Source organism: Geobacter sp., assembly GCF_027327745.1.
Taxonomy (GTDB): domain Bacteria; phylum Desulfobacterota; class Desulfuromonadia; order Geobacterales; family Geobacteraceae; genus Geobacter.
Genome location: NZ_DAHVYG010000018.1, coordinates 22,706 through 47,044, shown reverse-complemented (window position 1 = coordinate 47,044; position 24,339 = coordinate 22,706). Strand labels below are relative to the sequence as shown.

The following is a 24,339-nucleotide window of genomic DNA, read 5'->3' as shown; positions in this document are numbered from 1 at the left end:
ACTCCCAAACGGTCCCAAATTGACAACCGGCCCGGGAGGGCTAGAATTTCCGGGGATATCCACAACAAGGAGCAAGCCCATGAACCGCAGCCATCGTTTCCTCGCCGGAGGGTTTTTCCTTTTCCTCCTTCTCGCGGCACTTCCCCTCATCGCTTCCGCGGCCCGTGGCGCCGGCCGGGACACCATCGTCGTCGGGATGGAGCTCGCCTATCCCCCCTTCGAGATGACCGACACGGCGGGCAAACCGACCGGGGTGAGCGTCGACCTCGCCACCGAGCTCGGCAGGTACCTCGGCAAGAAGGTGGTTATCCGGAACATCGCCTTCGACGGCCTGATCCCGGCGCTCAAGACCGGCAAGATCGACCTGATCATCTCCTCCATGACCGCCAACGAGGAACGGGCCAGGTCCATCGACTTCTCCGCCCCCTACCTCAACACCGGCCTCTGCCTGCTGCTGAAGAAGGATTCGCCGGTCAGATCGATCCGGGACCTGGACCAGCCCGACCGGACGGTGGCGGTGAAGAAGGGGACCACCGGTCACGCCTATGCCGCCAGACACATCAAACAGGCGAACCTCCTGGTGCTCGACAAGGAAGCGGCGGCGGTGCTGGAGGTGGTGCAGGGGAAGGCCGACGCCTTCATCTACGACCAGATGTCCACCTACCAGAGCTGGCGGAAGAACCCGACCACCACCCGCGCCATCCTGGAGCCGTTCCAGAAGGAATCCTGGGCCATCGGCATCCGCAAGGGGAACGGCGGACTCAAGGCCAGGGTCAACGCTTTTCTCAAGGATTTCCGCAGCAGGGGTGGCTTCGAGAGGCTCGGCGACAAGTACCTGAAGGAGCAGAAGGAGGCGTTCAGGAAGCTCGGCTACCCATTCTACCTCTAGCCCGATGCGCCCCCTGCTGACCCGCCTCTTCTGCGCTCCCCGTCCCGGGCCGGAGGAACGCCCCATCCCCCTCCCGGCCCGCATCGCCGGCTTTCTCTCGGCATTTCTTCTCGTGGCCCTCGTCTTCGCCTACGCCTTCCACTCCCTCCAGTACCACTGGGGGTGGGAGTCGGTCTACGCCTACCGGCAGAAGTTCGTCCTGGGGTGGCTCATGACCCTCGCCATCTCGGCGGCGGCCCTCTGCCTGTCGCTCCTGATCGGGCTATTCTTCGCCCTGGCCCGCCGGAGCCGCTTCCTGCCGCTGCGCTACTTCGGCACCCTCTACATCGAGGGTATCCGGGGGACGCCGCTGCTGGTCCAGATCCTCGTCTTCTTCTACGTGGTGGCCGACGCCTTCGGGGTGGAGGATCGCTACCTGGTGGGGGTGATCACCCTCTCGCTCTTCGCCGGGGCCTACATCTCGGAGATCATCCGGGCCGGGATCGAGGGGGTGGGAGAATCGCAGCTGGAGTCGGCCCGGGCCATCGGCCTGACCAAGGGCCAGATCTACCGCTACGTGATCTTTCCCCAGGCGCTGCGCCAGACCCTCCCCCCGCTGGCGGGGCAGTTCGCCTCGCTCATCAAGGACTCCTCGCTTCTCTCCATCATCGCCGTGAGCGAGTTCACCCTCAACGCCCAGGAGGTGAATGCCTTCACCTACAGCACCCTGGAGAGCTACCTGCCGCTGGCGGTGGGGTACCTTCTCCTCACCCTCCCGATCTCGCTCCTCTCCCGCTGGCTGGAGAAGAAATACCGCTATGAGACTTAGATTCTCCGGCATCACGAAACGGTTTGGACCCCTTGCGGCGCTGGACTCCCTCTCCCTCGACCTCCCGGAGTTCAAGGCCCTGGCGGTGATCGGCCCCTCTGGGGGTGGGAAGACGACGCTCTTGCGGGTCATTGGCGGGCTCATCGCACCGGACGAGGGGGAGCTGGAGATCGACGGGGAGCCGGTGGATTTTGCCGAAGAGAGCCTTCTCGCCCACCGGCGGCGGATCGGGACGGTCTTCCAGGCCTACAACCTTTTTCCCCACCTCTCGGCCATCGACAACATCACCCTCCCTCTCGTGAAGGTCCACGGCTTCGCGCCGGAGGCGGCCCGGGCCGAGGCGGGGACGCTCCTTGACCGCTTCCATCTCGCCCCCCATGCCGGGAAGAAACCGGCCCAACTCTCGGGGGGGCAGCAGCAGCGGGTGGCGCTCGCCCGCGCCATCGCCATCCGTCCGCGGTTTCTCCTCCTCGACGAGCCGACCTCGGCCCTCGACCCCGAGATGACCGCCGAGGTCCTCGACATCATCACGGAACTGCGGCAGGAAGGGCGGGACATCATCATGGCGACCCACCACATGGGGTTTGCCCGGAGCGTGGCCGACCAGTGCATCTTCGTCTGCGACGGCGGGATCGCCGAGGCGGGGCCGGCGGCGGAGCTCTTCGCCAGGCCGCGGAGCGAAAAACTGCGGAACTTCCTGGCGAAGGTCCTGAAATACTGAGATGTCCCGCCCCGACGGACGGGGCAACGCTTGACTCCGCGCCGGCGCCCGCTACCATTAATCTATGCCCGAATCGACCCTCGCCACCTTCTCCGTCAGACGGCTGGAGATCATCGACCCGGAGGGGAACGCCGACGAGGCGCTTCTCCCCGATCTTTCCGGCGACGAGCTCCGGCGGCTCTACTATCTCCTTCTCCTCACCCGCACCTTCGACGGCCGCGCCCTGGCTCTCCAGCGCGAAGGGCGCATCGGCACCTACCCGTCGGTCCTCGGCCAGGAGGCGGCCCAGGTGGGGAGCGCCGTCGCCCTCGCCGGGGGGGAGTGGATTTTCCCCTCCTTCCGCGAGATGGGGGTCTTCTTCACCCTCGGCTACCCGATCCACCAGCTCTTCCAGTACTGGGGGGGTGACGAGCGGGGCCTGCGCACCCCCGACGGCCTGAACGTTTTCCCGGTCTGCGTCTCGGTCGGCACCCACCTCCCCCACGCGGCGGGGGCGGCCCTGGGGGCCCGGACCAGGGGGGATCGGATGGCGGTGGTCGCCTACTTCGGCGACGGGGCCACCTCCAAGGGGGACTTTCACGAGGCGTTCAACCTGGCGGGGGTGTTCCGGCTGCCGGTGGTCTTCATCTGCCAGAACAACCAGTGGGCCATCTCGGTCCCCCTCTCGGCCCAGACCGCCACCCGAACCCTTGCCCAGAAGGCCCTCGCCTACGGCTTCGACGGCATCCAGGTGGACGGCAACGACGTCCTGGCCGTCCACCGCGCCACGCGGGAGGCGCTGGAGAAGGCCCGTAGCGGCGGCGGTCCCACCTTCATCGAGTGCCTCACCTACCGGATGGCCGACCACACCACCGCCGACGACGCCAGCCGCTACCGCCCCGCCGAAGAGGTGGCGGCCTGGCGGGAGCGCGACCCGCTCCTGCGCTTCGAGCGGTTCCTGGCGAAACGGGGGCTTTGGAACGAGGACTACGCCGCCGAGATGAAGGGCAAGGCCCAGGGGGAGATCGACGAGGCGGTGCGGCGCTTCGAAGCGGTGCCGCCGCCGGCGCCGGGGGAGATGTTCGATTTCGTGAGCGGGGAGCTGTCGCCGCGACAAAAAAAGCAAAAAGAACAAGCAAGCTAGCCACAGAGGACACAGAGGGTAAAGAGAGCGAACCAGCCCAGAGGGCAAGATCCGGGGAAATCTTCGCGTTTCCTTGCACGAATCAATTTTTCTGCGTTTTTTCTCTAGTTTTTCTCTGTGACCTCTGTGCCCTCTGTGGCGATAAAGGGTTGTTCGCATGCCACAACTGAACATGGTCCAGGCAATTAACCTCGCCCTGCGGGAGGAGATGACGCGGGACGACCGGGTGGTGGTCCTCGGCGAGGACGTGGGACGGGACGGCGGGGTCTTCCGGATCACGGAAGGGCTCTTCGAGGAGTTCGGCGCCGCGCGGGTAATCGATACGCCGCTCTCCGAGTCGGCCATCGTCGGCGCGGCGGTGGGGATGGCGGCCTACGGGCTGCGGCCGGTGGCGGAGATCCAGTTCATGGGGTTCATCTATGCCGCCATGGACCAGCTCTTCGCCCACGCCGCCCGGATCCGGACCCGTTCCCGGGGGCGCTTCACCGCCCCGCTGGTGGTCCGCACCCCCTACGGCGCCGGGATCAAGGCGCCGGAGCTCCACGAGGAGAGCACCGAGGCCTTCTTCTGCCACATGCCGGGGATCAAGGTGGTGGTCCCCTCGGGGCCTTACAGCGCCAAGGGGCTGCTGCTCGCCGCCATCCGCGACCCCGACCCGGTCCTCTTCCTGGAGCCGACCCGCCTCTACCGGATGGTGAAGGAGGAGGTGCCGGAAGGGGAGTACACCCTTCCCCTGGGGAAAGCCCGCATCGCCCGGCCGGGGGGCGCCGTGACCGTCGTCGCCTGGGGGAGCATGCTTCAACGGACCCTGAAGGCGGTGGAGGGGTACGACGCCGAGGTGATCGACCCCATGACCCTCTCCCCCTTCGACTGGGAGACGCTGCTGGCGTCGGTGGAAAAGACCGGCCGGCTCGTGGTCGTCCACGAGGCTCCCCTCACCTGCGGCCTCGGCGCCGAGATCGCCGCCACCGTGGCGGAGGAGGCAATCCTCCACCTGCGGGGGCCGGTGATTCGTGTCGCCGGCCCCGACGTCCCGGTGCCGCTGGCGAAGCTCGTCGATCACTACCTGCCGTCGCCGGAGAGGATCCGGGGGGCGCTGGATGAGGTTTTGCGTTACTGAGGAGAATCCCCATGCCCTACGACTTCAAACTCCCCGATCTCGGCGAAGGAATCACCGAGGCGGAGCTGCGCCGCTGGCTGGTACGCGAGGGGGAGAGCGTCCGCGAGCACCAGCCGGTGGCGGAAGTGGAAACCGACAAGGCGGTGGTGGAGGTCCCCTCCCCCCGGGCCGGGAAGGTGGGACGGCTGGCCCGGCGCGAAGGGGAGACGGTGCGGGTGGGGGAGACGCTCTTCACCATTGCCGGAGAGGAAGAAGAGCCGGCGGCGCCTCCGCCGAAGGTGTCGGTGGGGATCGTGGGCGAGCTCCCGGAGGCGGAGGAGGAGCACGAGATCCTCGCCACGCCGCAGGTCCGCAAGCTCGCCCGGGAGCGGGGGATAGACCTTCGGGAGATCCGGGGAAGCGGTCCCCGGGGGAGCATCATCCCGGAGGACCTGGAAAAGACGGTCCTGCCGGCGAAAGCCGCCGCCGAGGGCTTCGGCCCGGTGGAGCGGATTCCGCTGCGGGGGGTGCGGCGGACCATCGCGCGCAACGTCATCGCCTCCCAGCGGGCCACCGCCTTCGTCACCGGCATGGAAGAGGCCGACATCACCGAACTCTGGACCCTGCGCCAGCGGGAGCAGCCCGAGGCGGAGGCCCGGGGCGCCCACCTCACCTTCCTCCCCGTCTTCATCAAGGCGGTTCAGCACGCCCTGCGGGAGCATCCCTATCTCAACGCCGCCATCGACGACGCGGCCGGCGAGATCATCATCAAGAAACACTACCACTTCGGCATCGCCGTGGAGACCCCCGACGGCCTCATGGTGCCGGTGATCCGGGATGTGGAGAAGAAGAGCATCATCGAGCTGGCGGCGGAGGTTCAGGAGCTGGGCCGCAAGGCCCGGGAGCGGACCATCACCCTGGACGAGATGAAGGGGAGCAGCTTCACCCTCACCAACTACGGCCACTTCGGCGGCATCTTCGCCACCCCCATCATCAACTGGCCCGACGTGGCGATCCTCGGCTTCGGCCGGATCGCCGACCGCCCCTGGGTCCACCGGGGTGAGATCGCCATCCGCAAGATCCTTCCCCTCTCCCTCACCTTCGACCACCGGGTCACCGACGGGGCCGACGCCGCCGCCTTCCTCGCGCAGGTGGTCCGCTACCTGGAGGACCCGGCACTTCTCTTTATCGAGAGCATCTGACCTCGGTCCCGGCGCGCCTGCCTCATCCCCACCCCTCTCAAGCTAATTCCACTTTGCAATCAAGATGACGCCAATTGCCCATGGCTCATCCTTCGCCCTCACCCGGCCTGCGGCCACCCTCTCCCACGGGGAGAGGGTTTTGCCCCTCGCCCTGAGGGAGAGGGGCAGGGGTGAGGGGTTTGCAACCGGCTAATAAATCAAAATTTTTTTCCTCTAATTTTTTCTCCCCCGGCCTTGCAATAAAATTTTTTACGTTAAAATTACCACTATCAAATTTAAGCATCCCGCCATCATGAGTTGGAGCCAACAACGCCCTGAAAGGAATCGTCCATGAAGCGTCTCGTCGCCGGCACTGTCGCTATCATTCTCACCTCCGGTGTTTGCCGGGCCGCCGAGCAGAAGGCCCCGGGCAGCGAACAGGACAGGCTCAGCTACAGCATTGGGTACCAGGTAGGGAGCGACTTCAGGCACCAGGGGGTCGACCTCACCCCCGAGGTGGTGCTGCAGGGGCTCACCGACGGCCTCAAGGAAAACAGGAGCGCCATCCCCCTTGACGAGATGCGCACGATCCTCGTCGACCTGAAGAAGAAAATCGTGGCCGGCCAGACAGAGCAGATGAAACGGCTGGCGGCCAGGTATCGCGACGAAGCGCAGAAATTTCTGACCGAAAACGCCCGGAAGGAGGGGGTGCGGACCCTGGAGAGCGGGCTGCAGTACAAGGTGCTGAAGGAAGGGAGCGGCCGCAAGCCGACCCTCAAGGACACCGTCACGATCAACTATCGCGCCACCCTCACCGACGGGACCGAGTTCGACAGCACCTACCGCGACGGAAAGCCGCGGAGCCTCCCGCTCGGCAAGGTCATTCCCGGCCTGCAGGAGGCGCTCCCGCTGATGGCCGAGGGGGCAAAGTGGCAACTGTTCCTCCCGCCGCGGCTCGCCTTCGACGACCGGGGACCGCTGGCGGACCGCGCCGTGATCTACGAGCTCGAGCTGATTTCCGTGGAACCTCCGAAATGAGGGGTGGCAACTTTGCTCACGGAAACAAGGGGTTGTAAATTTTTCCGATACTCGGACCCCGTTTTTCGTCGGACTTCCTTACAAAATCGGAGGGTGCGATCTTACCCTTCAAGTGATTCCGTCAGGTTACAGTTTGGCACTCTATTTGCGAGTTCTAACTTGATCCAGGCGGTAGGAAATCGGACGTTCACCGTCCGTCAAGCCTAGACAATTTAAGAGGTTTTGAAAAAGCCAAACCCGTCGCGAGACGGGGACGGAAAGCCACGGATCTTCCGCACAGAAGACAGCCGGGTTGCCAAAGGAGTTACCATCCCCAGGCAGTCCGGCTTTTTTTCTTGGGAGCTGCAGCCCGAGAGAGAGGGAAAGGTCCCCCGCATGGGGGGCCATCAATGTTGCAAGGAGGTGAATTGTGTTACGGAAGAGAACAAGCCGTTCCCAGTTCGAACGAAAGGAGGAAAGCATCTTATGACGATCAGACCCAAACCGTGGAAAACCATGCTCACCCTGGGAATCGGCCTGCTCCTTCTGCAGGGCAACACCCACGCCCAGCCGGTCCCCGGGGGGACGCTGGACGCGACGACGATTCCCAAATACGTGACCCCCCTCGTCATCCCGCCGGTAATGCCGAAGAGCACGAGCCAGCCCGGCGCCCCGGCGGCCGACTACAACATCGCGGTCCGGCAGTTCAAACAGCAGATTCTTCCGGGCGGGGTATGGAACACCGTCAACGGCCGGAACGACACCTTCGGCGCGACCACCATCTGGAGCTACGGCCGGGCACAGGATGTCCTCCCGACCAACTTCACGGCGCCGTCTCCCCTGGCGAACAATATCTCCTTCAACTACCCGGCCTTCACGGTGGAGAACTCCTCGGAGAGCCCGACCTCGGTGCGGTGGATCAACGACCTCGTGGACGCCAACGGCAACTACCTCCCCCACCTCTTAGCCATCGACCAGACCCTCCACTGGGCCAACCCGACGGCAAAAGGGTGCGCCGACGGCACCAACCACACCGACTGCCGGACCCTGAACCCGAACCCCTATACCGGACCGGTGCCGATGGTCGTCCATGTCCACGGCTCCCATGTCAATGCCGAAAGCGACGGCTACCCCGAGGCGTGGTGGCTTCCCGCGGCGAAGAACATCCCCGCGGGGTATGCCAGGTACGGCAGGCTCTTCGACCAGTACAACAGGGCCAACAAGGTCCCCGGTTCGGCCTTCTACTACTACGAGAACGATCAGCCGGCCACCACGCTCTGGTACCATGACCATTCCCTCGGGATGACCCGGAACAACGTCTATGCCGGTCCGGCCGGCTTCTGGCTCATCCGCGACGGGGCCAACGGCGACGCGTTCGTGGATGACGGCACGACGCCGGAGGCCAACGACGGCAAACTCCCGGGACCGGCCCCCACCCTGAACGGCGGCGACCCGAACTTCGACCCCGCCGTCAGGGCAACGATCCGCGAGATCCCGATCGCCATCCAGGACCGCTCCTTCAACGCCGACGGCTCCCTCTTCTACCCGAGCAACCGGGCGTTCTTCGAACAGCTGAGCCTGCCGGGACAGCCACCCCAGTCCGGCTTCACCGGGATCCTCGACATCCCGTACATCCCGGTCTCGGACATCTCCCCCATCTGGAACCCCGAGGCGTTCTTCAACACCATGGTGGTAAACGGCTCCACCTGGCCGATCCTGGAGGTGGCCCCCGCCCGGTACCGCTTCCGGCTCCTGAACGGGTGCAACTCCCGGACCCTGAACCTGGCGCTGTTCCAGATGAACGGGCTGGTGCAGGGACCGGAAGTCCCCTTCTTCCAGATCGGCGCCGAGCAGGGGTTCCTCCCCAAGGTGGTGATGGTGCAGACCGGCTCTGCCACGCCGCTTCCCGGCGACGGCACGATCCCCGCGCCCGTTGCCGCCCCCGATCCGCAGTACGCCCTCCTCATGGGGGCGGCGGAACGGGCTGATGTGATCGTCGACTTCAGCAACATGCCCGATGGCACCGTGATCCGGATGATCAACACCGGCCCCGACGCCCCCTTCGGCGGCTTCCCGGATGCCCCGGCCGACCCCGGCACCAGCGGCCAGGTGATGCAGTTCGTGGTGAGAACGGCCCTCGCCCAGCCGTCCGACGCCCAGAGCACGCCGCCCCAGAAGCTGGTCCTCCCGGCCGAAGGCCCCCTGGGTGCTCCGGCCAAGGTCCGCCAGGTCACCCTGAATGAAGAGGAATCCTCGCAGCTCTGCGTGGCGGTCGATGCGGCCACCGGCAGCGTCACCACGCTCTTCAACACGCCGAACGATCCCAACTTCGTGGCCAACTGCGCCGCGGCCGGCGGCGTCCCGATGGCGCCCAAGGCGGCCAAGCTCGGGGTCTTCATGACCGATCCGGTCACCGGCGCCAAGACGATGAGCATGCCGATGATGTGGGCCGACGCCATCACGGAGGCGCCGATCCTGGGCGACACGGAGATGTGGGAAATCTACAACTTCACGGTGGACGGCCACCCGATCCACATCCACATGGTCCGGTTCGAGGTGATCGACCGGCAGCCGTTCGACGTCCTGACCTTTGCCACCACCGGGCCGGCAGTCCCGCCGAAGCCCAACGAACTCGGCTACAAGGATACCGTACTGACCCTCCCGGGACAGATCACCCGGGTGAAGGCCAAGTTCGACCGCCCCGGCCTCTACGTCTGGCACTGCCACATCGTCGAGCACGAGGACAATGAGATGATGCGCCCCTACGTGGTCAAGTTCAACCCGGCCTTCCCGGACCTGAACGGTGACGGCAAGCTGACCGTGGCCGACGTCCTGATCATCCTCCGCCAGCTCAGCGTCAAGACCGAGGCCAAGCTTGCCTACGACCTGAACGGCGACGGCAGGGTCGATCTTCTCGACGCCCTGCTGCTCCTCAAGAAGGTCCTCGCCCAGCCCAGGCTGGTCTGAGGAAAGGAGCAATCGATTCTCACGCCCCGTTCCTTCGGGGACGGGGCGTGAGTAAGAAGGAGGAAACGATGAAGCGAACCCTTGTACTCGGCATTCTCTGCCTGCTGCTCGCCTGCGGACAGGCCCTGGCGGCAAGCATCTCCTTCAGTCCGCTGGACCAGAGCATCTACCAGGGACAACAGGCCGCCATCGGCGTCGACCTGACCCTGGGCCCCACCGAGACCCTGAGCGGCTTTGCCCTCGACATCGCCTTCGACCCGGCGATCCTGGCCAACACCAACCCCGCCTGGGACGACAACGTCTTCCTCAATCTGGGGACGCTTTCGCCCGCCCTGGCCGACTATGCCGCCACGTTCTTCCAGGACCCCTTCGACCAGAGCCTGCTCCACCTGGCGGGGATCGGCCCCGTTGCCTCGGCGGCCGACCTTCTGGCCAACGGCACCTTCAACATCGCCACCCTGACCTTTGCCGGCACGGGGGTCGGCACCAGCCCCGTCGACCTGCTCGGCAGCAGCAGTTATCTCCTGCTGGACGCCACCACCATCGCCAGCTTCGCCCCCACGAGCGCCAGCGTGACCGTCGCGCCGGTTCCCGAACCGGGCACGTTCATGCTGCTCGGGCTCGGTCTGGCAGGATTCTTCACGTACCGGAAGAAGGCGACCCAGGGCTGAGAGCCCGAAGTTTGCGGCTGCCCGGCATCACGAGGCAGGGCCCCCCACGGGGTCCTGCCTTTTTTGCGTTCCGGCCGGAAAGCAGTTCGCATTTTTTTGACCCACATCATAATTTTTTCGCTGCATTAGGGGTAAGGTGGAATCATCACGAACGAGGGAGGACGACAATGGAACTGAAAAACGGTCTCGGCACCACGGCGATCCAGGACGTCATCGCAGCGTACCCCGAAATCGGCGAGATCCTGCAGCGCTACGACATCGGCTGCGTCACCTGCAAGGTGGGGATCTGTCTCCTGAAGGACGTGGTCTCGATCCACGGCCTCTCCAGGGAGGACGAGGCGCGGATCGAGGCGGAAATCAACGACTTCCTGTCGCGGAAAGCGGCTTAGGACAAAACGGCACACAACCCTCACACAACTAAAAAGGAGAACAGATCATGTCACATCTTGGTTGCGGCTGCCCCGGCAGCATGGCTCGCGTCATCGAAAGAGAAGAAACCACCACGAACGACACCGCCCGGACCCCCTCGGAGCTCCGCCAGTGGCCGGTCCAGCTCCACTTGGTGCCGCCGACGGCCCCCTACTTCAGGAACGCCGACATCCTCGTCTCGGCCGACTGCGTCGCCTTCGCCCTCGGCTCCTTCCACCGGGACCTGCTGAAGGGAAAGGCCCTCGCCATCGCCTGCCCCAAGCTGGATGAGACCGGCACCTACGTGGAGAAGCTCGCCACCATCTTCCGCGAGAGCGAGGTGAAGAGCGTCACCGTCGCCATCATGGAAGTCCCCTGCTGCCGCGGCCTCGACGTCATGGTGAAGCAGGCCCTGGCCCAGTCGGGGCGCGAGATCCCGCTGGAGACGATCGTCATCGGGATCGACGGCGAGAGAAGGAACTGACCCCCCGGAAAACGGGAGCCCCACGGAGGTACCGACCATGAAACCGGATATTACGCAGGCACTGGTTCACGAGCACACCCTGATCCTCCGGATGCTTGCCGTCCTGGAACGCAACGCCCTCCTCACCGCGGAGGGGAGATACGTCAACTACCGCTTCTACGAGGAGGCGGTGGATTTCATCCGCAGTTACGCCGACCGGTTCCACCACGCCAAGGAGGAGGATGTCCTCTTCGAGGCCCTGGTCCGCAACGGGATGCCGCGGGAGAACAGCCCGGTGGCCGCCATGCTCCTGGAGCACGACCGGGGCCGGGCCTACGTGAAGGCGATGGAAGAAGCGGCCCGGGCGGCCGCCGGAGGAGACGCCGCCCGCAACCGCGACATCGCGGAGAACGCCCTCGGCTACCTCACCATGCTGCGCGAGCATATCGACAAGGAAGACCACATCCTCTACCCCCTGGCGGAACGGGTCATCCCCGCCGGGATGCGCGACGGCATCACCGCCGCCTACCGAAAGGCCGAAGCCCGCACCCCGGCCGATTTCGAGCAGAAGTACCGGGAAGTGGTGGAGCGGTACGAGGCGGAGGCGGTCGCTGCGGCCGCCTGACACGCCGGATGAACCGGATCTCACTCACAAAAAAAAGCCCGCACATCGCGGGCTTTTTTCACTTCCCCCCTTTATTTCGGGGTTTGTCAGTCACCGAACGAACCGCTCTCCGGAAGCTGTACCGGATCACAGACGTCGGCAGGGTCATGGGCTTTTACGCCACATCTGCTGCACGACACGGTTGCATTGGCCGACAGCGAACTGATTCTGCTGCTCTCTTCGATCGTGCAGAGCTTTTCGTGCGCTCTTTCGTGTCTCATTGTTCACACCTCCTTCGAGGTGACGGCTAACCGCTCTTCCTGTTTTTATTAAAGCACATTTCAGACAAGAATCAAACCGGAAACACGACCGTAACCACCAGTTCCTCCTCCGGGGTCCAGGGGTGCAACGGTCAGCCGATCCGCCGGACCTCCGCCACGAGATCATCGAGGGTGAGCCCCTGGCGCACCGGGACGCCGAGCCGCCCCTCCTCCCCCCGGCGATAGAGGTCGAAGAGTGGACGGCGTTCGCCGTCGTCCCCCTTGACGCTCCTGACGGTGACGATCCCCACCTCGGCCAACTGGGGCTGGGAGCAGGAGTTGGGGCAGCCGGAGATGGACCAGTCGCGGCGAAGCCCTTCTTCCCCCATGGCTTTGATGAGGGCGAGGGTCACGTCGCGGGTGGGGGCGAGCCCCATGCGGCACTCGTGGCTTCCGGGGCAGACGCGGAACGCCACCTGCTGCTCCCGGATGGTGCCGCCGAAGCCGGCGGCGGCGAGGAGAGCTTCGGCTTCGCCGCGCCGAGCCGGGTCGACGAGCCGGAAGACGACGTTCTGCCCGCCGGTGAGCGCCATGAAGCCGCCGGCGAACCGGCGGGCGATGGCGGCCAGCTCCCGCAGCTCGTCGGTGCTGAGTTCGCCGGCAAAGACCGGCGCCTCCAGGTGGCTCCCCCCCCCGGCGGGGGTCGTCGCGAACTGCATGGGGCCGAAGGTGTCGACGAAGGGGAGGTCGTCCCCCCGAAGCTCCTCCACGCGCCGGAGGAGTTCGTCGCGGCCGAGCTCCCGCAGCAGGTGCTTGAGCCGTTTTCCCCTGGGGGTGTGGGCGCGGTAGACCCGCACCACCGCCTCGACCAGGGGGATGATCCGCTCCGCCGGCATCGCCGGCTCGAAGAGGAAGGCGGCGGACGGTTCGCGCCCGAGCCCCCCGGCGAGCCAGACATCGTAGCGGGGAGCGTTGCCGGCCGAATCGGCGAGCACCAGCCCGAAGTCCTGGATCAGGTGGCGTCCGTCGGCGCGGTCGGCGAAGACCCCGATCTTGAACTTCTTCGGCAGCCCCTCGAAGTGGGGGTTTCGGGTGAAATGGTGATGCAGCAGCTGGGCGAAGGCGCTGACCAGGGGGAACGCCGGGGCCCCGGCGGGGCCGCAGGTGACGCCGCGCACCGCACCGCCGCACGCCCCGCGGGTGGTGAGCCCGACCGCCGCCAGCATCCGCCATACCTTGGCCAGGTTCTCTTCTTTAAGCCAGTGGAGCTCGATGCTCCCCCGGGTGGTAAGGTGGACCGAGCCGCCGGCAAAACGGTCGGCGATTTCGGCGATCTGCACCGCCTGATCCGATGAAACAGTGCCGGCCGGCACCTTGATCCGGAGCATGAAATTACCGGGCTGACGCTGCTCGTAAATCCCGTCTATCCGGATCGTCTGGGGGTCTAGGGTCATGGATACCTCTCTGTCGGGAAATGTTTCTGCAGACAAAGTGGCATCCTACGCACAATCGGGCGAAAATTCAATCGGCGGATCGCGGCGTCCGTCCCTTCGACTCAAATCTTCTGAGTCAGCGGGAGCCCCTTCGAGCGCACCGCCGCCTTGCCAGCCACCCTCCTTCGGCTATACTGGTAGCTTATCCGCACCCGCCCGGAGGCCGCCATGACCCGCCCCCCCCTCGACTCCATCCGCAACATCGGCATCATCTCCCACATCGACGCCGGCAAGACCACGGTCTCCGAGCGGATCCTCTACTACAGCGGCGAGACCCACAAGATGGGGGAGGTCCACGACGGCGAGACCGTCATGGACTGGATGCCCCAGGAGCAGGAGCGGGGGATCACCATCACCTCCACCGCCACCGTCTGCCGGTGGGGGGGCTGCTGGATCAACCTGATCGACACCCCGGGGCATATCGACTTCACCATCGAGGTGGAGCGAAGCCTGCGGGTCCTGGACGGCGCAGTCGCCATCTTCAGCGCCGTGGAGGGGGTCCAGCCCCAGAGCGAATCGGTCTGGCGCCAGGCCGACCGCTACCGGGTCCCCCGCATCTGCTTTGTCAACAAGATGGACCGGGTTGGCGCCGACTGGCGGGCTACGCTGCGGCAGATGGAAGAGAAGCTCGGGGCGCGGCCGGTTCCGCTCCAGATCCCCGTCGGGGCGGAGAGCCACTTCGCCGGGGTGATCGACCTGCTCACCCGGGAGTTGGTCACCTTCGGCGAGGCCGATCTGGGGCGAAGCGTCCAGCGCCGGCCGGTCCCGGCCGAACATGCCGCCGAGGCGGATGGGGCCCGGGAAGAGCTCCTGGAGGCCGCGGCCGACTTCGACGACGCCATCCTGGCCGACCTCCTGGAGGGGCGGGAGATCGCCCCCGAGCGGCTCCGCCGGGCGCTCCGGGCGGGGACCATCGCCTGCCGGATCTTTCCGGTGCACTTCGGCTCGGCCCTGCGCAACAAGGGGATCCAGCCCCTCCTGGACGCCGTCGACGCCTATCTCCCCTCCCCCCTTGATCTTCCCCCCGTAACCGCTCGGCGACCCGACGGCGAATCCGTCACCCTCCCGTGCGATCCGAAGGGCCCCCTCTGCGCCTTTGCCTTCAAGGTCCAGTCCGACGAGGGGCGCAAGCTCACCTACCTGCGGATCTACTCGGGGACCCTCAGGGCCGGGGCGGCCCTCTGGAACAGCACGCGGGGATGTTTCGAGAAGGCGGGGAGGCTCTTCCGGATGCATGCCCACAAGCGGGAGCCGATCGACGAGGCGCTCGCCGGGGATATCGTCGCCGCCACGGGGCTCAAGGAGGTGCTGACCGGCGACACCCTCTGCGATCCGGGACATCGTCTCGCCCTGGCTGGGCTCTCCGTGCCGGAGCCGGTGGTCTCCCTGGCGGTGGAGCCCCGGGGGGTGGACGACCGGGAGAAGCTCCTCCCGGCGCTGGAGAAGCTCCAGTGGGAGGACCCGACCTTCCGGGTCCACGAGGACGAGGAGACCGGCCAGACGATCCTGACCGGCATGGGGGAGCTGCACCTGGAGGTGGTCACCGACCGGCTCGGGCGGGAGTTCGGGGTAAACGTCGCCACCGGGAGGCCCCAGGTGGTCTACCGGGAGACGGTCACCCGCCCGGTGGAGCGGCGGGAGGTCTACCGGACCGAGTTCGAGGGAAGGATCCAGGGAGGGGAGGTATGGCTGCGGCTCTCCCCTCTTCCCCGGGGGGAGGGGGTGCGGGTCGTCGTCCCGCCGGCTGAGGAGCTGGGCATCACGCGGGAGCTGCGGGATACGGTGGCGGCGAGCATCGGCCAGGCCTGCTCCGCCGGCTGCCGCACCGGCTACCCCCTGACCGATCTGGAGGTGAGGGTCACCGCCGTCCCCTTCGAGCCGGGGATTACCACCGAGACCGGCGTGCGGGCCGCCGCCGGCAGGGGGGTCCTGCTGGCGGCCCGGGAGGGGGGGGTGACGCTCCTGGAGCCGCTCATGGACCTGGAGATCATCGCCCCGGCCGACTACGCCGGCAAGGTCCTCGGCTCGGTGCAGCAGAAGCGGGGGCGGGTGGAGGGGATCTCGGTGCAGGGGGCGCTGGAGACGATCCGGGCCCAGGTACCCCTGGCCGAGATGTTCGGCTACATGACGGAGTTGCGAAGCGCCACCAAGGGGCGCGGGACCTTCACCATGGAATTCGCCCGCTTCGAGCAGGCCCCCCCGGACCTCCTCAGGCGCTTCGGGCTCTCCGGCTGATGGGTCCAAGACGACAGGAGGCCGGCGTGCCTGTCGCCGGCCTCCCCGGACGGAACAACGAAAATACCGCTTCACACCTGCCTGTGGGGAATCGCCTTCAATTCCTTTTTCAATTCTCCCAGTGCCGCCTCAATCTCGGCGATCTCCGCTTCCAGTACCCGAAAATCACCGCTCGCGTCGAGCTTCCCGGCGAATTCCCGGATAATCCCGATCTGCGCGGCCAGGACCTCCCTCACCCGCGATGTCTCCACAAGGGCCATGGTCTCTCCTCCCTCCGGCTATAATGGGCATCAAAACCCGATACTCAAGTATAGCCGTTCGGCCTTCCTTGACAACCGGCGACGGGCGCCGTCGATAATCTTCAGCGTCGGCTTTTCATCCGCCCAAAGCGTGGGATAATTGGCCCATACTAATCATCGCGCTGTCGCTGTCGCCCGAAACTGCCACAAAGGAGGTCTGCCATGCTGAAGGAGTTCAAGGAATTCGCCCTGAAAGGGAACGTGATCGACCTCGCCATCGGCATCGTCATCGGGGGGGCCTTCGGGAAGATTGTCACGTCGTTCGTCAACGACATCCTGATGCCCCCCCTGGGGCTCTTCCTGGGGAAGATGGACTTCGCCAACCTCTTCATCAACCTCTCGGAAAAGGAATTCCCCTCCCTCAAGGCGGCCAGGGATGCCGGCGCACCGGTCATCAGTTACGGCGTCTTCATCAACACGGTGCTCGACTTCATCATCGTCGCCTTCGCCATCTTCCTCGTCATCAGGCAGATCAACCGGATGAAGAGGGAGCCCCTCCCCGCGCCGCCGAACACCAAGGAGTGCGGCTTCTGCTTCTCGGCAATCCCGACCAGGGCGACCCGCTGCCCCCAGTGCACCTCGGAGCTGAAATAGCCTCCCCCGAAATGGGGAGAGGGCGCCCCTTTCGAAGCGCCCTCTCCCATGCTGCATCTGCCCGCATTTTCCGCTACGCCTGCGGCCGCATCCCCTCCGCCACCACCTCGGCGATGTCGCGCACCCGGGTCTGGCCGGCCTGCTTGTCCTTGAGGCCGTCCTCGAACATGGTCATGCAGTAGGGACAGGCGACGCAGATGGTGTCGGGTCTCTTCTCCAAGGCCTCGGTAACCCGGTTCAGGTTGATCCGGATGCCGGTCAGCTCCTCCATCCACATCCGGCCGCCGCCGGCGCCGCAGCAGAACGATCCCTCCCGTGCCCGGTCGAATTCGGCCGGCGCTGCGCCGGTGACGGTCGCCACCACCTGCCGGGGTGCGTCGTACACATCGTTATGCCGCCCCAGATAGCAAGAGTCGTGGAAGATGATCTTCCCGAGCTCGCCCACCTGCCGGTTCAGCTTCAGGCGGCCCGTGGCGAGGAGCTCTTTGATCAGCTCGCTGTGGTGGATCACCTCCAGCTCGATCCCGTACTGACGGTAGTCGTTCCTGAGGGTGGTGAAGCAGTGGGGGCACATGGTGATGACCTTGGTCACCCCCCGCTCTCGGAACAGGGCGACGTTTTCCTTCGCCATCCGGTCGAAGATGTACTCGTTGCCGAGTCGCCGCAGGCTGTCGCCGCAGCACTTCTCGTCCTTACCCAAGATCCCCCAGGAAACCCCGGCCGCATCGAGAATCGCCGCCAGGTTCACGGTCACCTGCTTGCTCCGGGAGTCGAAACTGCCGGCGCATCCCACGTAAAGGAGATACTCCGTCTTCCCCGCCTCGAACGGCTTCACGTCCATCTGGGCGGTCCATTTGGTCCGCTCGCCCGGGGCGATTCCCCAGGGGTTCGAGCGCTGCTCCATGTTCTCGAAAAGGTTCAGGAGCTCTTCGGGGAATTTCGACTCCATCTCCACCAGGTGCCGGCGCATCCCCACGAGCTTGGGGAGGTGCTCGATCATGACCGGGCAGGCCTGGAGGCAGGCACCGCAGGTGGTGCAGGCCCAGATGGTCTCTTCGGTGTTGGTCCCTTCCCCTTCGGCCCCGATCAGGGGGACCCGCGGCGGTTCCCCCGCCTTGAGGGCCGGCGCATTGGCCAGCAGATTGACCTTCAGGCTGTGCACCACCTGCCGGGGGTTGAGGGACTTGCCGGTGGCGTTGGCCGGGCAGGCGTCCTGGCAGCGGCCGCACTCGGTGCAGGTGAAGGAGTCGAGCAGATCTTTCCAGGTAAGGTCGGTGACTTTCTCCACGCCGTAGCGGTTGCCGACGGCGAACTCCTCCCGGGGCTGGGTGCTGATGCTCCCCAGGTTCTGGAAGAAGCAGTTGGGGATGGCGGTGAGGATGTGCATGTGCTTGCTCATGGGGAGGAAGCAGATGAACGCCAGGAGCACGCCGGCGTGCAGCCACCAGAAGAAGGCGCCCCACGTCTCCAGGTCGCTCCCGCTTTTTTCGAGCAGAGCGGCGGCTACGGTGGAGACCGGCATGAAGTCGGCCGGTTCGATCCCCAGGGAGATCTTGACCCCGTTCAGGCCGAAGGAGGCGAGCATCAGCAGGGCGATGAACGAGAGGATCAGGAACGCCTCGAAGCTCCTGGCGTTTACGTAGGCGCTGTCCAGGTAGGGAGGCTTGAACAGGAGCCGCCGGGCAAAGGAGAGGACGATGGCCCCCAGGGCCAGGAAGGAGACGATGTCAAAGGCGAATACCAGCGGGTGGTAGAGGCTTGGGGGGAGGACGTTCGCCAGCCGGAAGCCGGGGATGAGCCCCTCCAGGATGAAGGCGCCGTTGGCGGCGAGGAGCACGATGAAGGCCCAGAAGATGACGAAGTGGTTGATGCCGAAGGGACGGGCCACCACCCGCTTCTGGCCGAAGGCATAGAGCAGCATCTCCCGCAGCCGTAACGCCGGGTTGTCGAAGCGGTTCTCCGGTCTGCCGAGGCGGATGAGGCTCAGCTTCTTGCCGCACTGCCAGATGAATATTCCGAGGGCGATGAGGAACAAGGGAGTGAAGATGGTCATAGCGAACCTTTCGGGGCCAGGCTAAGGGCTGGTTTGGATCGTGTTGCGCGAGGGTGCGTCAGCCTTTTATTCTCGATGCTTTCAGTTCCCGCAGCCGGCTGATAATGGCCGGAACGACTTTGAACAGATCACCCACGATGCCGTAGGTGGCCACCTGGAAGATGGGAGCCTCCTTGTCGCGGTTGATGGCGATGACCACATCGGAATCCTGCATCCCGACGAGATGCTGGATGGCGCCGGAGATGCCGCAGGCGATGTAGATCTTGGGGCGCACGGTCTTGCCGGTCTGCCCGACCTGCCGGTCATGGGGCATCCAGCCGGCATCCACGGCGCTGCGCGACGCGCCGACCACCCCCCCCAGCTCGTCCGCCAGCTCCTGGAGCATGGCGAAGTTTTCCGGCCCCATCATGCCGCGACCGCCGGAAACGATGAACTCGGCCCCGGCGTTGTCGATCCCCGCCTTCTTGTCCTTGATGATTTCGAGGACCTTGGTGAGGATATCGGCCTCGTTGAGGGCTATCTCCTCCCGGACGATCACGCCGGCGGCGCCTTCCTTGCGCTCGGGCATCGGCATCACGTGGGGGCGGACCGTCGACATCTGCGGGCGGAACTTGTCGCACATGATGGTGGCCATAATGTTGCCGCCGAAGGCCGGGCGGGTCTGGCGCAGGTTGCGCTTGTCGTCCACACCGAGGCCGGTGCAGTCGGCGGTGAGACCGGTTTTGACCCGTGTGGCGACGGCGCCGGCGAGGTCCCGCCCCATGCCGGTGGCACCCATGAGGATGATCTCGGGCTTGTACTTGTCGATCAGGTGGCAGCAGGCGTCGAGGTACGGCTCGGTGCGGTAGAAGCGGAAGACCTCCTGGTCCATGAGGTACGCCTTCGTGGCGCCGTAGGCAAAGGCCTCTTGGCAGAGGGGCTCCACGCCGTGGCCGATGACGATGGCACAAAGCTCGGTGCCGATATCCCGGGCCAGTTGGGCGCCGACCCCCATCAGCTCCCAGGAGACCTTGGCCGGCTCTCCCTCGGTCTGCTCCACGAAGACCCAGACCCCCCGGTAGGCGGCAAGCATCTTCGCCAGGGCGGCCTCCTCGGCGTCTTCTTCCTCGGCAGCGCCCCCTTCGCCGGCGGCCTGCTGTCTGGCCAGCTCTTCGAGAATCTTCAACTCCTCGGGAGTGAAGAACATCTCCAGGGCCGAGGCGGGACAGACCTTGACGCATTTCAGGCAGCCGATGCACTTCTCGGTGAGGACGATCGGTTCCCCCGCCTCGCTCATCTCGATGGCATCCACCGGGCAGGCGCTCTGGCACCGGGCCCCGCATGAAATGCATTTCCCCTCGATGAGGCGGGCCTTCCCCCGGGGTTTTTTCAGTTTCTTAGGTTCGGTCATGTCAATGTCCCCTACAATAAAATCACACCGCAAGGAGATCCTTGCTCAGGAGTCTGTCGATCAGCAGGGCCGCCGTCCCCTCCGGGTCGTTCACGCCATAGCCGATGATCTCCCCCTTGTCGCGCTCAGGGGAGAAGATGCGGCTGACCCAGGTGGGGGATCCCTTCAGCCCCACGGAATTCACGTCCAGCTTCAGCACCTCGTTGTTCCAGACCTTCACCGAGGCGTTCACGGCGGCAAGGCGCATCGGAACGGTGGGATAACGGGGGCGGTTCAGCTCCCGCACCACCGTAATCATCACCGGCAGCGGCGCCTCGACGATCTCGTGGCGCCCTTCCAGCTTGCGGCTGACCCGGATGGTCCGCTTCTCCATATCCAGCGTCAGAATCTTGTCGACCAGGGTCAGCTGCCTGAAACCGAGCCGCGAGGCGATCCCCGGCCCCACCTGGGCGGTGTCGCCGTCGATGGTCTGCTTGCCGCAGAGGACGATCCCCACCTCGTCGCCCGCTTCCTCGGCAATCCGCGCGATGGCGGCGGCAAGGACGTTGCTGGTGGCCAGGGTGTCGGCACCGCCGAAACAGCGGTCGGAACAGAGGATGGCATCGTCGGCCCCCATGGAGAGGGCCTTGCGGAGCGCCGCCTCGGCGTTGGGAGGACCCATGGAAAGGGCCACGGCCCGGAAACCGTGGCGATCCTTCAGCCGGAGGCTCTCCTCCAGGGCATGGGTATCGTACGGATTGACGATGAAGGGGATTCCTTCCCGCACCAGGGTATTGGTCACCGGGTCGATCTGGACCTGGGTCGTATCGGGTACCTGTTTGATGCAGGCGATGGCAAGCATGGTCACTCTCCTGGGGGTCTGGATGATGGTTGGCAACAAGATGCTGCGGCGCAAAGAACGGTCAAACAATCATCATAAAGTACATACTGACGCTAATCAAGCAAAGTATGCCTAAAACATAGGCACCATTTTTTACCAATAGTAAAGGAACGGAACAAGCCGGGGGCGCTCACCACGACGGCCCGGCTATTTTACCTTTACGTAAATGAATGACACGTCCATACCATACGTTTTTTCCCGGAAAGGCGCAACCCCAATTTCACCCTATCCCATGCTTCCCATGGTGGCGAGGGCGAAGATCCGCTCCGGGTCATAGGCCGGCTCAATCCCGGCATACATGAGGGAGGTGGTGCCGGCCGGAGCGAACCCGCTGCCGGCAAGGAGGGTGGGGACGTGGCCGTTGCCGGCCGGCGCATCGAGAAACATCCCGCGCCCCTCCCCTGCAAGGTCACGGGCCTTTGCCAGCAGCTCCGCCGCCCGTTCCCTCCCCTCACAGCCCCATGGTCCCACCTGGAAGCCATCGCCGAAGGGCTGCAGAACGAGGAACCCATCCCCGTTCAGGAGCACCGTTCCGCGGGCCGCAACCGCCTCCAGGAGCAATCGCCGGTCATCACCCCACCCGGCGCGGTCGAGAAGCGTCATTTCCTCAAGATGGGTCGGCTCCCCGCCGCCACGGTGACCGCACCGTCCCGTACCGCGCCAGCGCAAGACCCGGTCGACTTCGCGAAACCCCATCCGCTCGTAGATGGGACGCCCCGCCGCCGAGGCCGTGAGCCAGATCGTCTTTGCTCCCGCATCGAGGAGCGCATCGATGGCGCGCTGCATGAGAAGCGTCCCGTACCCCCGCCCCCGGCGGGCGTTGTCGACGATCAGATTGCCGATCCAGCCGCTCTCGCCGTAGCGAACCGAGGTCACGAAGGCAACGGCGTCATCCCCTTCCGTCAGGGTGAAGCAGCCGCCGGGGAAGGCCCCGAGGAGAAAGTCGAATTCCCAGCGGTCGCAGAGCCACCCCTCCCCATCGGCAAGGGCGAGGAACGCGGGGAAATCCTCCCCGGAGAAGCACCTGACCTCCATCGCCTACCCCGGCACCACGCAGGCCGACTGGCCGACCGTGACATCCTGGCCGATGAGGCCTACGGCGTCGGCGCGGCACTGACGGCAATGCTTGAACTGGCCGATGATCGTCTCGTTCGCCGCCCGGACCGCGTCGAGCGTCTCCGGGGAGGGAGGGACCACATGGGCAAAATCCGCCTGGGGGATGAGGGGCATGATGTTCATGACGAAGGCGCCCAGCTCCTTGATCTTGCGGCCGATGAGCGGCACCTGTTCCTCGTTGATCCCGGGGATGAAGACCGTGTTCACCTTCACCGTCATCCCGTACCCGACGGCCCGGCGGATCCCTTCCAGCTGGTTCGCCACCAGGATCTCCGCCGCCTCGGTGCCGCGGTAGGTCTTGCCGTGGTAGGAGATGTGGCCGTAGATCTTCGCCCCCACGGCAGGGTCGAGGGCGTTGAGGGTAACGGTGAGACTGTGGAGGTCGAGGTCGTGGAGGCGGTCGATGGAGTCGGGGAGAAGGAGGCCGTTGGTGCTCATGCATTTCATGAGGTGGGGGAACTCCTCTCCCACGAGCCGGAACGTCTCGAAGGTCTCCTCGTTGGCCAGGGGGTCGCCGGGGCCGGCGATGCCGATCACCTTGATGATCGGTCCGACCACGGGGCTCGCCATCACCTCCCGCACCTTGGCAATCGCCTCGGCGGGGGTGAGGAGCCGGCTCGTCACGCCGGGGCGCGACTCGTTGGCGCAGTCGTGCTTGCGGGTACAGTAACCGCACTTGATGTTGCAGCGGGGAGCCACCGCCAGGTGCATCCTGCCGTTCTTGTGATGATTGCCGCCGAAGCAGGGATGTCCCTGGATCTTTTTCATCCGGTCGCATGACGTGGCCATGATCTACCTCCCTATGCGTTCTCGTGTCGGTTCGGCCGGCGCCGACCGAAAAAAGCCCGGCGGACTGCTCTCGCCGGGCTTCGATGCCTGTTTCGGACATACATCGTCGTATGGCCTCTCCCCCTCCCCCTATCATTAAGCGTGCCAGAATGTTCCCCGCACACTGCGTCGTCGCAACACTCCGTATTTCGGCGCTTTTCAGCGACACGAAACATACGTTGCGTGCCTACGTCTTGCCATGCTGATGAAATAATAGGCAAAAGTGCCTGTTCCTGGAAGGGAACGCCGGCGGGCCTTTTCCGCAGGCGCCCCAACGGTCTGGGTCCGCGGCTTCGAGACGACCCCGGTTTACTTATTGCATCCCCATCCGTCGTGACCTTACCGATCAATCTTCCCGATATCCGCTCCCGGGCCGCGGCGGCCTTCATCGGTCTGGCGGTGGGCGACGCCCTCGGCGCCCCCGTGGAGTTCATGACCGCCGGCGAGATCGCGGCGAAGTACGGCATCCTGAGTGAGATCGCCGGCGGCGGCTGGCTGCGGCTGAAACCGGGCCAAGTGACCGACGATACGGAGATGTCGCTCTGCGCCGCCCGCGCCATCGTCTCCGCCGGCGGCTGGTCCCTGGAGGGGATCGCCGGGGAGTTTGCCGCGTGGCTCCGCTCGAAACCGGTCGACGTCGGGGACACCTGCCGGCGCGGCATCCGCAACTTCATGCTGAAGGGGGTGCTGGAGACCCCCTTCAACCAGTGGGACGGCGGCAACGGCGCCGCCATGCGGATGCTCCCCACCGCCCTCTTCACCCTCGGCGACGATGGGCTGCTGGAGCGGTGCGCCGTGGAGCAGGCCCGCCTCACCCACAATCATCCCCTCTCCGACGCCGCCTGCATCGCCCTCGGGCGGCTCGTCCACCTTTCCCTCCTCGGCGCCTCCAAGCCGCGCCTGCGCCGCGAAGCGGAACGGCTCATCGCCGCCCACCCCACCTTCGCCTTCGACCCCTACCGGGGGCTCGCCACCGGCTACGTGGTCGACACCATGCAGACGGTCTTCCACCACTTCTTCCGGGGACGCACCTTCGAGGAATGCCTCGTGGGGACCGTCAACCAGGGGGGGGACGCCGACACCACCGGCGCCATCTGCGGCATGCTGGCCGGCGCGTTCTACGGCATGGAGAGCATCCCGCAGCGGTGGCTGAAGAAAATGGACCGGCGGGTGATGGATGAGATATCCGAGCTTTCGGAGCGCCTGATCGTGCTTTCTCCGGCATTTCGCGAGTAAACCG

The 24,339-nt window shown here is 65.5% G+C and carries 22 protein-coding genes and 1 riboswitch; of the genes, 15 read left to right on the top strand and 7 right to left on the bottom strand.

Translation table 11 applies throughout. The features are described from left to right. Nucleotides 1-79: 79 nt before the first annotated feature. From M6689_RS03305 to M6689_RS03250, 12 genes are all read left to right on the top strand, one after another. Complete coding sequence (locus M6689_RS03305) at nucleotides 80-889, top strand: transporter substrate-binding domain-containing protein (protein ID WP_298267793.1); 810 nt, start codon at nucleotides 80-82, stop codon at nucleotides 887-889. 4 nt (nucleotides 890-893) lie between these two features. Further along, nucleotides 894-1,697: an amino acid ABC transporter permease gene (locus M6689_RS03300; RefSeq protein WP_298267791.1), complete on the top strand. Its 804-nt coding sequence runs from the start codon at nucleotides 894-896 to the stop codon at nucleotides 1,695-1,697. After that, on the top strand, nucleotides 1,687-2,418 hold the full coding sequence (locus tag M6689_RS03295) for an amino acid ABC transporter ATP-binding protein (RefSeq protein WP_298267789.1): 732 nt from the start codon (nucleotides 1,687-1,689) through the stop codon (nucleotides 2,416-2,418). Before M6689_RS03300 ends, M6689_RS03295 begins: the two co-directional genes overlap by 11 nt. 64 nt (nucleotides 2,419-2,482) lie before the next feature. After that, the gene (gene pdhA / locus M6689_RS03290) at nucleotides 2,483-3,541 is read left to right on the top strand and encodes a pyruvate dehydrogenase (acetyl-transferring) E1 component subunit alpha (protein ID WP_298267787.1); all 1,059 of its coding nucleotides are present in this window, start codon (nucleotides 2,483-2,485) and stop codon (nucleotides 3,539-3,541) included. A 157-nt stretch (nucleotides 3,542-3,698) separates the two neighbouring features. Then, nucleotides 3,699-4,661, top strand: a complete 963-nt coding sequence (locus tag M6689_RS03285; protein WP_298267785.1) for an alpha-ketoacid dehydrogenase subunit beta — start codon at nucleotides 3,699-3,701, stop codon at nucleotides 4,659-4,661. A gap of 11 nt (nucleotides 4,662-4,672) precedes the next feature. Then, nucleotides 4,673-5,842, top strand: coding sequence for a dihydrolipoamide acetyltransferase family protein (locus M6689_RS03280; RefSeq protein ID WP_298267782.1), 1,170 nt, complete (start codon nucleotides 4,673-4,675; stop codon nucleotides 5,840-5,842). Nucleotides 5,843-6,172: 330 nt separating this feature from the next. Next, a complete protein-coding gene (locus tag M6689_RS03275) occupies nucleotides 6,173-6,859 on the top strand; it encodes an FKBP-type peptidyl-prolyl cis-trans isomerase (RefSeq protein ID WP_298267778.1) in 687 nt (228 codons plus the stop codon). Nucleotides 6,860-7,079: 220 nt separating this feature from the next. Continuing rightward, nucleotides 7,080-7,159: riboswitch (cyclic di-GMP riboswitch) on the top strand. 165 nt (nucleotides 7,160-7,324) lie between these two features. Continuing rightward, nucleotides 7,325-9,805, top strand: coding sequence for a multicopper oxidase domain-containing protein (locus M6689_RS03270; RefSeq protein ID WP_298267776.1), 2,481 nt, complete (start codon nucleotides 7,325-7,327; stop codon nucleotides 9,803-9,805). A 68-nt stretch (nucleotides 9,806-9,873) separates the two neighbouring features. Next, complete coding sequence (locus M6689_RS03265; protein ID WP_298267774.1) at nucleotides 9,874-10,476, top strand: PEP-CTERM sorting domain-containing protein; 603 nt, start codon at nucleotides 9,874-9,876, stop codon at nucleotides 10,474-10,476. Nucleotides 10,477-10,643: 167 nt separating this feature from the next. Continuing rightward, nucleotides 10,644-10,865, top strand: a complete 222-nt coding sequence (locus tag M6689_RS03260) for a hypothetical protein (RefSeq protein ID WP_298267772.1) — start codon at nucleotides 10,644-10,646, stop codon at nucleotides 10,863-10,865. A 47-nt stretch (nucleotides 10,866-10,912) separates the two neighbouring features. After that, nucleotides 10,913-11,368, top strand: coding sequence for an iron-sulfur cluster-binding oxidoreductase (locus M6689_RS03255; RefSeq protein WP_298267770.1), 456 nt, complete (start codon nucleotides 10,913-10,915; stop codon nucleotides 11,366-11,368). 37 nt (nucleotides 11,369-11,405) lie between these two features. Then, nucleotides 11,406-11,972, top strand: a complete 567-nt coding sequence (locus M6689_RS03250; RefSeq protein WP_298267768.1) for a hemerythrin domain-containing protein — start codon at nucleotides 11,406-11,408, stop codon at nucleotides 11,970-11,972. Nucleotides 11,973-12,363: 391 nt separating this feature from the next. On the opposite strand, the gene M6689_RS03245 is transcribed toward M6689_RS03250, so the two are convergent. Beyond that, nucleotides 12,364-13,665: a nitrite/sulfite reductase gene (locus tag M6689_RS03245; RefSeq protein WP_298267766.1), complete on the bottom strand. Its 1,302-nt coding sequence runs from the start codon at nucleotides 13,663-13,665 to the stop codon at nucleotides 12,364-12,366. A gap of 207 nt (nucleotides 13,666-13,872) precedes the next feature. On the opposite strand from M6689_RS03245, the gene fusA reads away from it, so the two are divergent. Next, nucleotides 13,873-15,939 (top strand): elongation factor G, encoded by a 2,067-nt coding sequence (gene fusA, locus M6689_RS03240; RefSeq protein WP_298267764.1) that lies wholly within the window; start codon nucleotides 13,873-13,875, stop codon nucleotides 15,937-15,939. Nucleotides 15,940-16,010: 71 nt separating this feature from the next. Here fusA and M6689_RS03235 read toward each other — a convergent pair whose 3' ends face one another. After that, a complete protein-coding gene (locus M6689_RS03235; protein WP_298267761.1) occupies nucleotides 16,011-16,199 on the bottom strand; it encodes a hypothetical protein in 189 nt (62 codons plus the stop codon). 201 nt (nucleotides 16,200-16,400) lie between these two features. Between M6689_RS03235 and mscL the strand changes: the two genes are divergently transcribed. After that, a complete protein-coding gene (mscL, locus tag M6689_RS03230) occupies nucleotides 16,401-16,832 on the top strand; it encodes a large conductance mechanosensitive channel protein MscL (protein WP_298267759.1) in 432 nt (143 codons plus the stop codon). 73 nt (nucleotides 16,833-16,905) lie between these two features. Here the strand turns inward: mscL and M6689_RS03225 are convergent, their stop codons facing one another. The 5 genes from M6689_RS03225 to M6689_RS03205 all read right to left on the bottom strand — a co-directional run bounded on the left by M6689_RS03225 (nucleotide 16,906) and on the right by M6689_RS03205 (nucleotide 23,060). Beyond that, a complete protein-coding gene (locus M6689_RS03225; protein ID WP_298267756.1) occupies nucleotides 16,906-18,885 on the bottom strand; it encodes a (Fe-S)-binding protein in 1,980 nt (659 codons plus the stop codon). Nucleotides 18,886-18,943: 58 nt separating this feature from the next. After that, nucleotides 18,944-20,275 (bottom strand): electron transfer flavoprotein subunit alpha, encoded by a 1,332-nt coding sequence (locus tag M6689_RS03220; protein ID WP_298267754.1) that lies wholly within the window; start codon nucleotides 20,273-20,275, stop codon nucleotides 18,944-18,946. Nucleotides 20,276-20,297: 22 nt separating this feature from the next. After that, nucleotides 20,298-21,116 (bottom strand): electron transfer flavoprotein subunit beta/FixA family protein, encoded by an 819-nt coding sequence (locus tag M6689_RS03215; RefSeq protein ID WP_298267751.1) that lies wholly within the window; start codon nucleotides 21,114-21,116, stop codon nucleotides 20,298-20,300. 264 nt (nucleotides 21,117-21,380) lie between these two features. Continuing rightward, entirely contained in the window at nucleotides 21,381-22,190 is an 810-nt protein-coding gene (locus tag M6689_RS03210) for a GNAT family N-acetyltransferase (RefSeq protein ID WP_298267746.1), read from the bottom strand. Between the two features lie 3 nt (nucleotides 22,191-22,193). Next, nucleotides 22,194-23,060, bottom strand: coding sequence for a radical SAM protein (locus tag M6689_RS03205; protein WP_298267744.1), 867 nt, complete (start codon nucleotides 23,058-23,060; stop codon nucleotides 22,194-22,196). 372 nt (nucleotides 23,061-23,432) lie between these two features. On the opposite strand from M6689_RS03205, the gene draG reads away from it, so the two are divergent. Next, on the top strand, nucleotides 23,433-24,335 hold the full coding sequence (gene draG / locus M6689_RS03200) for an ADP-ribosyl-[dinitrogen reductase] hydrolase (RefSeq protein ID WP_298267743.1): 903 nt from the start codon (nucleotides 23,433-23,435) through the stop codon (nucleotides 24,333-24,335). Nucleotides 24,336-24,339 lie beyond the last annotated feature (4 nt).